A 10234-nucleotide genomic window follows, 5' to 3' on the forward strand; every position below is an offset into this window, starting at 1 on the left:
CGGAACTCGCGGCGCTGGTCGACGCGGGTCTGCTGACGCTGCGCGTGGCGGACACGATCCCACTGGCCGGCGTGGCCCGGGCCCACGAGCGGCTGGCCGCCGGTGGCCTGCGCGGACGGTTGGTGCTCGTGCCCTGACAAGCGTTCATCAAGGCTTCACAATGCCTACCTATTCGATGGATATGGTGGCGCCATGACGAGATCCGTGCACCTGAGCGCCGGCGCCCCGGACACCACCCGCCGCCGGGCCGAGGAGGCGGCAGTCCGGCGCCAGTTCGAGAAGGACGCGGTCTGGAGCCGGATGATCGCCCCCGGCGGCCGGGTCCCGGACCTGCCCCTGATCGAGGTCGACCTGGGCCCGATCCACCTGCGCCGGCTGCTGGACACCGGGCCGCTGGTCCTGGTCTTCATCCGGTACGCGGGCTCGGCGGCCTGCGAGGAAACCCTGGTGGCGTACGAGCGGACTCTGGCCCCGGCCTGCACGGACCTGGGCGCCCACCTGGTGGCGGTGAGCCCGCAACGGGCGGAGCTGCTGGCCCCGGTCAAACACCGCAACGACCTGAGCTACCTGGTGGCGGCCGACCCCCGGCACACGCTGATCGACGCGTTCGGCCTCGGCTATCAGGCGCCCGAGGCCACCGAAGTGCTGGGCACGCGGCGGTCGGTCCTGCCGTACCCGAGCGTGGTGGTCGCGGACCGCACGGGAACGGTGCGCTACGCGGACGTACACCCGTTCACGGCGGCCCGCACCCCGGCGGCGCCGATCATCGCGACTCTGCGCCAGCAGATCAGCTCGATCCCGGTGGCGCCGCGCGGCTGACCGCCTCCCGGGCGACGGCCGGGACGTGATGAGATGCGGCATGCGGATGACGTTCGACAGCCACGCTGATGCGGCCTACCTCGCCGTCGAGAAACACATTCGAGCCGGAGCGGCCATCGAGAACGTCGTCGTGGAACGCGAAGGCCGAGGCGACATCGTCCTCGACTTCGACGCCGACGGCCGCCTCCTGGGCGTGGAGATCATCGGCGCCACGGCACTGCTCAGCGCGGCCGTCCTCGCGGCTGCCGACCCGATCTGATCGGGGCGCCACAACCCCGCGCCGAAGCGGAGCATGCCGGCGACGAAGCAGGTCACCGCGCCGGATGTGTCGCGGCCGATCCAGGTCGGGTAGGCGCCGTCGCCCCAGCCGTCGCAGTACACCGCCGTGAGCGTCACCCCCACGAGATCGCCGGCCTGGTTTCGTCGGTGACCGGCGGCGACCACGGTCTGCCGTCCCGATAGGTCTCGATCTTGCTGCGGATCTGAGTGAGGTGACCTTGCAGCCGGCTGATCTGATCCTCGACGCGGTGTTCGTGGGCCGACAGGACCTCCGCCCGTTCGGCCGTCGTCGCGGCGCCGCTGTTCATGAGGCGCACGAACTGCTGCATCTCCGCGATCGGCATCCCGGTGTCGCGCAGGCAACGCAGCAGGCCCAGCCATTTCAGGTCGGTCTCGCTGAAGACGCGCCGGCCTGTCGCGGTACGCCTGATCCTCGGCAGCAGGCCGATGCGTTCGTAGTAGCGCAGCGTGTGAAGGCTGAACCCGCTGATCGCGGCGGCCTGCTTCGGAGTGTGAGACGGCACCCGCCGAGCATGGCACCTGAAGCGTGCTCCACGTCAACCGCTCTTGACCGGGAGTGCACTCCAGCATGTTGGGTTGGCCGGGTCGACCTCGAAAGGCGGGCGCCCATGGCCACCAACGGCCTCGATCACTACTTCCTGCTGGGAGCCGGCGGACTTCGGATTTCGCCCTTGGGACTGGGCACGATGACCTTCGGCAACGGCGGATGGCACGCCGGCGAGGAGGCCTCGCGGGCCATCTTCCGGCGCTATCTCGAACGCGGTGGCAACTTCATCGACACGGCCGACGTCTACGGGGGCGGCGCCAGTGAGGAGCTGCTGGGCAAGCTGATCCGGGAGACCACCGACCGGGATCGGCTGGTCGTGGCCACGAAGTTCGGCGGCCCGACCCATCCGGACGACCCCAACGCCCGCGGCAACGGCCGCAAGCACATCCTCACCGCGGTGGAGGCGTCCCTGCGCCGCCTGAACACCGACTACCTCGACCTGTACTGGTTGCACATGTGGGACCAGCTCTCCGACGTGGACGAGGTCATGGCCACCCTCGACGCGCTGGTCCGCTGCGGCAAGATCCGCGCTGTGGGGCTGAGCAACGTTCCGGCCTGGTGGGCCACCAAAGCGCAGACGCTGGCCCATCATCGCGGCTGGGAGCCGGTCGCCGCGCTGCAGCTGGAGTACTCGCTCGCGGAGCGGAGCATCGAGTGGGAGCACCTGCCCGCGGCGCTCAACCTCGGCATGGCAGTCGTGCCCTGGTCACCGCTCGCCAACGGCTTCCTCACCGGCAAGTACCAGCGGCATGGGAGCCCTGCCGCCGAGGCCGGACGACTCAGCCCGGACCATCAGTGGCCCGTCGCCGTCACGTTGACCGACCGGCACTGGCGCATCCTGGAGGCGCTGAAAGAGGTAGCTGAGGAGGTCGGCCGGACGGCCGCGCAGGTCGCGCTCAACTGGGTCACCGGCCGGCCGGGAGTTGTCGGCACTCTCGTCGGCGCCACGACCGTCGACCAACTCGATGCGAACCTCGATGCCCTCGACATCGACCTGTCCGCCGAGCACCTGACCACTCTCGACACCGAGAGCCACCTGGAGCCGGGCATGACGCCGCATTCACTGTTCGCCCGGTTTCCCGAGCGTCCACCGGTCATCCGTGCTCAGGCGAGGCCGTACACCTTGTTGAGGTCGAGCAGATGATGGCCGGCGACGGCGTGCTCGTCGAGGTTCAGTACGAGCACCAGGAATACGTTGGCGGTCTCGCACTGGATGAGGACGTGCTGGTACGGCGTACCGGTCATGTTCCAGCCGTACGGCACGTCCCCCTCCGAGAAGTCGTGCCCGCCGAAGTCCTCCGGGGGGATGGCGTCGAAGTACGGCCAGAAGTCGAACGGTGGTTCCACGTCCGTGTCGAGTGGCGCCGGTTGCGGCACCGTCGTGGCCTTGAACTCTTCGTTGGTCAGCTTCCGCACCCGACCAGCATGCAGCACTCACCTCACCCGGGTGGGCCGGCCCCAGAGGCGATCGGTGGCGTGTGTGGTGCCTCCCGCCCACCGGACTCCGTGGCAACCCGAGGCCGTCGCACGTCCAGGGCCGCGCAGACGGTCGCCAGCGCCAGCATGGCCACGCAGATGACCAGCCCGTGCGCCACCGCCTCCCGGGCCACCCCCGCCGTGATGCCCGCCAGGACCACCCCCGCCACCGCCGCCGTCGCGATGGTCGCCGAGATGCGCTGCGACACCTGCAGGAAGCCGCCCGCCAGCCCCGCCGCCGAGGCCGGCGCGTGGGCCAGCGTCAACGCCTGGTTCGGCGAGATGATCAGGCCGCCGGAGACGCCCATCGCCAGCTGGGTCACCGTCAGCGCGATGCCGAGCTGGCCGGCCGGCACCCAGCCGATCACCGCTGCGGTCACCGTCAGCGTCAGGAAGGATCCGGTCAGGGCCCACACCACGCTGATCCGGCCGTAGCGGCTGACCAGGCGCCAGCTCTGCGACGAGGCGATCGCGAAGCCCAGCGAGCTGGGCAGGATCGTCAGCGCGGCGTGCAGCGGCGACCAGCCGAGCCCGTCCTGCAGGAACAATGTCAGGGCCAGCGACGCCGACATGGTCGCGCCGAACTGGAACATCGCGGTCAGGGCGCCGAGGCTGAAGCCGCGGGAGCCCAGCAGGGCCGGGAGCAGGATCGGGGTGCGGCCGCTGCGGGCGTACCGTCGCTCCCAGGCGATCAGCGTGACCAGCGCCGCCGCCGCGACCACCGGCCACCAGAACCGCGGCGGGCCCTGGCCGTCCGGCAGGACGAAGGGCAGCAGCACGGCGAGCGTCGCCGTGGCCAGCAGGGCCAGCCCGGCCAGGTCGAGGGCCGGCCGGGTGCCGGGCCGCCGGGCCGTCGCGGGCAGCCATCTCAGGGCCAGCGGTACGGTGATCAGCCCGAACGGCACGTTGAGCAGCATCACCCAGCGCCACCCGTGCTGCTCGCCCAGCGCCCCGATGACCGTGCCGCCGACCAGGGGCCCGATGACCCCGGAGATCCCGCCCACTGTCGCGTATGCGGCGAGGGCGCGGGTGCGTTCGCGCCCGGTGAACAGCTCCTGGATGATGCCGAAGATCTGCGGGTTGACCGTGCCCGCACCCACGCCCTGCAGCAGCCGGGCCAGCGCGACCACCCACGCCGATTCCGCCGTGCCGCCCACCACGCTCGCCGCGGTGAACACGCTCAGCCCGCCGACGAACAGCCATTTGCGGCCGTGCGCGTCGCCCAGCCGGCCCGCCGGCACCAGGGCCAGCCCGAACGTCAGCGAGTAGCCCGCGACGATCCACTGCAGGGTGCCGGGGCCGGCGTCCAGGGCCGTACGCAGCGACGGGATCGCCGTGTTGAGGCTGGACTGGTCGAGCAGGGTGGTGAAGGCGGCGCACAGGCAGATCGCGAGCGAGACGGTACGGCGGTTCGGCACGCCCAGACCGTAGGGGAGGGCCGGGCCGGGTGGTTAGGACGCAGCTCGCTTCCAGCAGGCGGGACGGGGTCTTGCCCAAAAGCCTAGTAAGGCTATAGGAATAGCAGGCCGCATCCGCCGTCCCGCAGGAGTCGTCCGTGAGCACCTCCGTGTCCGTTCCGCCGGCTCCCGCCGGTGCCGATCCGGGCCTGGGGGCGCCCAGCGCTGCCCGTCCCGCCCCGGCCGCGCGCGGCGGGCGCCGGCGTCGCCTGGTGTTGCGGCTCGTCTCGCTCGTCGTGCTCTACCTGCTCTGGGAGGTTGCCGCCCGGCTGGTGCGCAACCCGACCTTCATCCCGGCCCCGGCGGCCGTCTGGCACCAGCTGATCGTCACCTCGTCCACCCACGACGGCATCCGCGGCTACAGCGGCCACCTGCTCGTCGAGCACCTCGGGGTGAGCCTGCGGCGCATCCTCATCGGCTCGGCCATCGGCATCGGCGGCGGCCTGGTGCTCGGCATCCTGATGGGTACGGTCGGCTGGTTGCGGGTCGTCGTCGAGCCCGTCGTCACGTTCGTACGCGCGCTGCCGCCGCTGGCCTACTTCAGCCTGTTCATCATCTGGTTCGGCATCGACGAGACGCCCAAGCTGTGGCTGCTGTCCATCGCCGCGCTGCCGCCGGTCGCCGTGGCCACCGCCGCGGCCGTCTACTCGGCGCCGACCGGGCTGGTCGAGGCGGCCCGGGCGCTGGGGGCCGGACGCTGGCAGACCACCCGGGACGTGGTGCTGCCCAACGCGCTGCCGGAGATCTTCACCGGCGCGCGGCTCGCCGTCGGCGTCGCGTACTCCTCGGTCGTCGCGGCCGAGACCATCAACGGCGTCCCCGGGATCGGCGGGCTGATCCGCGACGCTCAGCGCTACTCCCAGACCGACGTGGTCGTGCTCGGCCTGTTCGCCATCGGCCTCTCCGGCCTGCTCATCGATGCCCTGCTGCGGACAGCCGAGGACCGGCTGATCCCGTGGCGCGGCCGTAGTTAAGGAACCCCCGTGAAGAGACTCCTTTCCGTTCTCGCCGCCGCTGCGCTGCTCGCGACGGCCGCCTGCGGCGACGGTGCCGCCAGCGGCGGTTCCGGGACGGCCGACAAGACCATCCGGCTGGCCTACCAGGCGTTCCCGAGCGGGGACCTGATCGTGAAGAACCAGGGACTGCTGGAGAAGGCGCTGCCGGACTACAAGATCACCTGGACCAAGTTCGACTCCGGCGCCAGCATCAACACCGCGTTCCTGGGCCGCAGCATCGACATCGCCGCGATCGGGTCGAGCCCGGTGGCCCGCGGGCTGTCCGCCCCGCTGAACATCCCGTACCAGGTCGCGTTCGTGCTGGACGTGGCCGGTGACAACGAGGCGCTGGTCGCGCGCAACGGCAGCGGGGTCACCGACGTGGCCGGGCTGCGCGGCAAGAAGGTGGCCACACCGTTCGCCTCCACCGCGCATTACAGCCTGCTCGCCGCGCTGAACAAGGCCGGCGTCAAGGAGTCCGAGGTGACCATCGTGGACCTCGAGCCGCAGGACATCCTGGCCGCCTGGACCCGCGGGGATCTGGACGCCGCGTACTCGTGGCTGCCGTCGCTGGACGAGCTGAAGAAGAACGGCAAGGTCCTGATCAGCAGCAAGGAGCTGGCCACCGCCGGCAAGCCCACCCTGGACCTCGGCGTGGTCAGCACCGCGTTCATCCAGGCCCACCCCGAGGCGGTCGACGCCTGGCGCAAGGTCGAGGCGCAGGCCCTGGACGTCATCGCCAACGACCCGGCCGCGGCGGCCAAGGCGGTCGGCCAGGAGCTGAACCTCAGCCCGGCCGACGCCCAGAAGCAGCTCAGCCAGGGCGTCTTCCTCAAGCCCGCGGAGCTCGCCTCGCCGGAGTGGCTGGGCACCGAGGCGCAGGTCGGCAAGCTCGCCGACAACCTGGTCAGCGCGTCGGAGTTCCTCAAGAGCCAGCAGAAGATCGACGCCGTGCCCGATCTGGCCACCGTGCAGAAGTCCATCTACGTCAAGGGACTGCCCGATGTCCTCAGCTGAGGCCGCGGTCGAGCTCGACGGCGTCCAGCACTCCTACGGCGACGTCACGGCCGTCGGGCCGGTCAGCCTCACCGTGCCGGCCGGGGAGTTCCTGGTGCTGGTCGGCGCGTCCGGCTGTGGCAAGAGCACACTGCTGCGGCTGATCGCCGGCTTCGAGCAGCCGACCCTGGGCACGGTCCGCACCGGCAGGACGGCCCCCGTGCCGGGCCGCGGCGCGGGCCTGGTCTTCCAGCAGCCGCGGCTGTTCCCGTGGAAGACCGTCGGGGGCAACGTCGAGCTGGCCCTGCGCTACGCCGGCATCCCGGACCGCGGCGAACGGGTGGCCGAGCTGCTGGCCGGCGTCGGGCTGCACGACGTGGCCCACCGGCGGACCTGGCAGATCTCCGGCGGCCAGCAGCAGCGGGTCGCCATCGCCCGGGCGCTGGCCGTGCCGAACCCGTTGCTGCTGCTCGACGAGCCGTTCGCCGCGCTGGACGCGCTGACCCGCGAACGGCTGCAGGAGGACCTGCGCCGGGTCAGTGCCGACACCGGCCGTACGTGTGTCTTCGTCACCCACAGCGTCGACGAGGCCGTGTTCCTGGGCAGCCGGGTCGTGGTGCTCAGCGCCAGGCCCGGCCGGGTCGTCCTGGACCTGCCGATCGACCTGCCCCGCAACGGCGTCGCGCCGGACGAGCTGCGCGGGCTGCCCGCGTACGCCGCCCTGCGCTCGGAGATCGGTCACGCCGTCCGCGCGGCGGCCACCGTAGGAGAAGGAGTGTCCGCATGACCGCGACCGCAGTGGGACTCGACCTCGAGGCGCTCGGCCCGCACTTCGGGTCGGTGGTGCACGGGGTGGACCTGGGTGCCGCGACCGGCGAGCAGCTCGTCGCCGTACGGGCCGCCCTGGTGGAGCGCAAGGTGCTCTTCTTCCGCGACCAGCGCCTCGACGACGACGGTCAGGTCGGGCTGGGCCGGCGGATCGGTGAGCTCACCGCGTCGCACCCGGTGGTCGGCGGGGTCGACGCCGCGCACCCCGAGGTGTACGCGCTGGACAGCACCGACAACGGTTTCGCCGACGTGTGGCACACCGACGTGACGTTCATGCGCCGCCCTCCGCTGGGCTCGATCCTGCGCGCCGTCACGCTGCCGCCCAGCGGTGGCGACACCAACTGGGCCGACTCGCAGCTGGCCTACGACTCGCTCAGCCCGGCGGTCCGGGACCTGGTGGACGGGCTGACCGCGGTGCACGACGGCACTCGGGAGTTCGGCTACTACCTGGCCCAGCGCCGCGGCGGCCAGGGCAACGAGTGGGACGGCGAGGTCGTCACCCGGCTCGACCCGGTGGAGCATCCGGTGATCCGGGTGCACCCGGAGACCGGCCGCAGGGGCATCTTCGTCAACCCGGGCTTCACCTCGCACATCACCGGGGTGTCGGAGTTCGAGAGCCGGGCCATCCTCGACCTCCTCTACGCCCACCTGACCAAGCCCGAGCACATCGTCCGGCACCGCTGGCGGGCCGGCGACGTCGCGATGTGGGACAACCGCAGCACCGCCCACTACGCCAACCGCGACTACGGCACCGAGCGCCGGGTCATGCACCGGATCACTCTGCGCGGCGACGTCCCGGTGGGCCCCGGGCGCCGCTGAGCAGGTGGCACGATGGGCGCATGACTCTGGACCTGTTCGCGGGCGTCCCGGTCCGTGACTACACCGCCGCCGCGGCCTGGTACGAGCAGCTCCTCGGGGAGCCGCCGTCGTTCCTGCCGAACGACACCGAGGCGGTCTGGGAGCTCGCGGAGCACCGCTTCCTGTACATCGAGGTGCTCCCGGACCGGGCCGGGCACGCCCTGCACACGGTCTTCGTCAGCGACTTCGACGACCGCCTGGCCGCGATCGCCGGTCGCGGCCTGGCCCCCGCCCACAGCGAGACCTACGACAACGGCGTGCGCACGGCGATCTTCCGGGATCCGGACGGCAACGAGATCGGCTTCGGCGGCGGCCCGGTCTGAGATCACCGCGGCTGCGGCGCGGCCGCGGTGACCGGGTCGCGGCGCGGACGGCGCAGGCGGTTCTCCGCGTACGCCATGCCGACCAGCACGATCACACCACCGGCCACAGTGGTCAGGGTGATCCGTTCGCCCAGCGTGATCGCCCCGACGACGACCGCCGCGATCGGTACGAGGTAGTTGACCGCGGACGCCGTGGTCGCGCCCACCTCACCGATGAGCCGGAAGTACAGCACGTACGCCAGCCCGGTGCTGAGCACGCCGAGCAGCACGATGCTCACCGTCACCCGCGGCGTCAGCGACACCGCGCCCCACTGCAGGAACGGGCTGACCGCCGCCTGCAGCACCACAGCCATGGACAGCTGTCCGGCGGCGAGCGACATCGGCGCGAGGTGCCGCGGCGACAGGAACTTGCGGACGTAGACGAAGCCGGCGGCGTAGCTGACCGCCGCGCCGAAGCACGCCAGCTCCCCGCCGGCCGAGCCGCCCCCGGTGCGCCACGGCGCGATGACCACGACCAGGCCGGCGAAGCCCACCAGCAGCCCGATCAGCTTGCGGGCGGTGGCGCGTTCCTCGGCCAGCGCGAAGGCCGCGACCGAGAGGGTGAGCAGCGGGGTCGCGCCGACCAGCACCCCGGCGATGCCGGCACCCGCGGTGCGCTCGCCGTAGGAGAGCAGCAGGAACGGGATGACGTTGCCGAACAGGGCGGCGGCGGCCAGGTGACCCCAGACGGCGGCACCGCGCGGCAGCCCCACCCGGCGGATCGCCGCGATGCTCAGCAGCACCACCGCGCCCAGCACCAGCCGGGCCAGCACGAGCTGAGCGGGGGAGAGGCCGGCCAGGGCCTCCTTGATGAACGTGAAGCTGCTGCCCCAGAGCAGCGCCAGAACCAGGAAGCGAATCTTCATGGTCCTATCCTCGAAGTGCGAGGGCTCCGGCGTCCACCAGGTGTTTCTAAGCGCTTCTGTTAAGCAGAAATGAAAGATTGCTCCAGCTCGGCGGCGGCCCGGCGGAACGCCTCGACGACCGGTCGCAGGTGCGGCGCCTGCTCGGCCGCGTGCCGCAGGAACACCGAGACCTGCCGCGCCGGCTGTTGCGCCCGGGGCGCCCGTACGGTCAGGCCCGGCGTCTGGCCGGCGGTGCACATCCGGGGCGCCAGCGCGACGCCGTGCCCGGCGCGGACCAGGGCGAAGACCGAGACGTAGCTGTCCGCCGTGTGGGCGATCCGGGGCGTGAAGCCGGCCAGCGAGCACTCGCGCAGGGCGATGTCGCGGCACAGGCCGGCCGGCGGCACGATCCACTCGTCTTCGGCGAGGTCGGCGAGACACAGGTCGGCGGTGGCCGCCCGCGAGTGCCCGGCCGGCAGGATCACGTCGAGCGGGTCGACCAGCAGCGGCGTACGGGTGAAGCGCGCGTCGTCCGCCCGTACCTCTCCATCGAGCCCGACCACGACGTCGGTCTCGTCCCGCAGCAGCCGGTCGAGCGCCTCCTCGGTGTCGGCCTCGCGCACCCGCAGGGTGAGCCGCGGCGCGTCCGTGGCCAGGCGGGCCATCGCCGGGTACGACGTTCGGCATGATTGCCTGATGGGCACAGCGAGGGTGAGTACCGACGTCCGGGTGTTCCTGGGGATTGTGTTCG

At 71.7% G+C, this 10234-nt stretch carries 14 protein-coding genes and 1 pseudogene; 9 read left to right on the forward strand and 6 right to left on the reverse strand.

Annotated features, from left to right (window positions below):
* The first annotated feature begins 14 nt into the window (after positions 1–14).
* Genes AB0C29_RS18680 through AB0C29_RS18690 form a run of 3 tightly spaced genes read left to right on the forward strand, consistent with a single transcriptional unit; the run spans position 15 to position 1078 of the window.
* On the forward strand, positions 15–137 hold the full coding sequence (locus AB0C29_RS18680; protein ID WP_360821707.1) for a zinc-binding dehydrogenase: 123 nt from the start codon (positions 15–17) through the stop codon (positions 135–137).
* 55 nt (positions 138–192) lie between these two features.
* Positions 193–819 (forward strand): redoxin domain-containing protein, encoded by a 627-nt coding sequence (locus AB0C29_RS18685; protein WP_360821683.1) that lies wholly within the window; start codon positions 193–195, stop codon positions 817–819.
* Between the two features lie 40 nt (positions 820–859).
* The gene (locus tag AB0C29_RS18690) at positions 860–1078 is read left to right on the forward strand and encodes a DUF2283 domain-containing protein (RefSeq protein ID WP_360821685.1); all 219 of its coding nucleotides are present in this window, start codon (positions 860–862) and stop codon (positions 1076–1078) included.
* A 50-nt stretch (positions 1079–1128) separates the two neighbouring features.
* Here AB0C29_RS18690 and AB0C29_RS18695 read toward each other — a convergent pair.
* Positions 1129–1263 (reverse strand): annotated as a pseudogene (locus AB0C29_RS18695) (DUF4241 domain-containing protein); the annotation flags it as partial.
* The gene (locus AB0C29_RS18700; RefSeq protein ID WP_360821687.1) at positions 1212–1622 is read right to left on the reverse strand and encodes a MerR family transcriptional regulator; all 411 of its coding nucleotides are present in this window, start codon (positions 1620–1622) and stop codon (positions 1212–1214) included. The gene AB0C29_RS18700 and the pseudogene AB0C29_RS18695, both read right to left, overlap by 52 nt.
* A 105-nt stretch (positions 1623–1727) precedes the next feature.
* On the opposite strand from AB0C29_RS18700, the gene AB0C29_RS18705 reads away from it, so the two are divergent.
* The gene (locus tag AB0C29_RS18705) at positions 1728–2810 is read left to right on the forward strand and encodes an aldo/keto reductase (protein WP_360821689.1); all 1083 of its coding nucleotides are present in this window, start codon (positions 1728–1730) and stop codon (positions 2808–2810) included.
* Here the strand turns inward: AB0C29_RS18705 and AB0C29_RS18710 are convergent.
* Together AB0C29_RS18710 and AB0C29_RS18715 are read right to left on the reverse strand one after the other, a co-directional pair.
* Positions 2771–3082: a hypothetical protein gene (locus AB0C29_RS18710; RefSeq protein WP_360821691.1), complete on the reverse strand. Its 312-nt coding sequence runs from the start codon at positions 3080–3082 to the stop codon at positions 2771–2773. The genes AB0C29_RS18705 and AB0C29_RS18710 overlap by 40 nt on opposite strands.
* Before the next feature lie 23 nt (positions 3083–3105).
* Positions 3106–4560, reverse strand: a complete 1455-nt coding sequence (locus AB0C29_RS18715) for an MFS transporter (RefSeq protein ID WP_360821693.1) — start codon at positions 4558–4560, stop codon at positions 3106–3108.
* A 137-nt stretch (positions 4561–4697) separates the two neighbouring features.
* Between AB0C29_RS18715 and AB0C29_RS18720 the strand changes: the two genes are divergently transcribed.
* From AB0C29_RS18720 to AB0C29_RS18740, 5 genes are read left to right on the forward strand one after another with little or no spacing between them, the layout of a single operon-like run.
* Positions 4698–5573, forward strand: a complete 876-nt coding sequence (locus AB0C29_RS18720; RefSeq protein WP_360821695.1) for an ABC transporter permease — start codon at positions 4698–4700, stop codon at positions 5571–5573.
* 9 nt (positions 5574–5582) lie between these two features.
* On the forward strand, positions 5583–6611 hold the full coding sequence (locus AB0C29_RS18725; RefSeq protein ID WP_360821697.1) for an ABC transporter substrate-binding protein: 1029 nt from the start codon (positions 5583–5585) through the stop codon (positions 6609–6611).
* Positions 6598–7377: an ABC transporter ATP-binding protein gene (locus AB0C29_RS18730; RefSeq protein WP_360821698.1), complete on the forward strand. Its 780-nt coding sequence runs from the start codon at positions 6598–6600 to the stop codon at positions 7375–7377. Before AB0C29_RS18725 ends, AB0C29_RS18730 begins: the two co-directional genes overlap by 14 nt.
* Positions 7374–8237: a TauD/TfdA family dioxygenase gene (locus tag AB0C29_RS18735; RefSeq protein ID WP_360821700.1), complete on the forward strand. Its 864-nt coding sequence runs from the start codon at positions 7374–7376 to the stop codon at positions 8235–8237. Before AB0C29_RS18730 ends, AB0C29_RS18735 begins: the two co-directional genes overlap by 4 nt.
* Positions 8238–8257: 20 nt before the next feature.
* On the forward strand, positions 8258–8599 hold the full coding sequence (locus AB0C29_RS18740) for a VOC family protein (protein WP_360821702.1): 342 nt from the start codon (positions 8258–8260) through the stop codon (positions 8597–8599).
* A gap of 2 nt (positions 8600–8601) precedes the next feature.
* On the opposite strand, the gene AB0C29_RS18745 is transcribed toward AB0C29_RS18740, so the two are convergent.
* Both AB0C29_RS18745 and AB0C29_RS18750 read right to left on the reverse strand, forming a co-directional pair.
* Positions 8602–9504 carry a DMT family transporter gene (locus AB0C29_RS18745; protein WP_360821704.1) on the reverse strand — a complete coding sequence of 301 codons (903 nt, stop codon included), beginning with the start codon at positions 9502–9504 and terminating at the stop codon, positions 8602–8604.
* Between the two features lie 59 nt (positions 9505–9563).
* Positions 9564–10234: LysR substrate-binding domain-containing protein (locus AB0C29_RS18750; RefSeq protein ID WP_360821705.1), on the reverse strand; the 671-nt coding region annotated here is incomplete at its 5' end.

The organism is Actinoplanes sp. NPDC048791 (genome assembly GCF_040650095.1).
GTDB lineage: Bacteria > Actinomycetota > Actinomycetes > Mycobacteriales > Micromonosporaceae > Actinoplanes.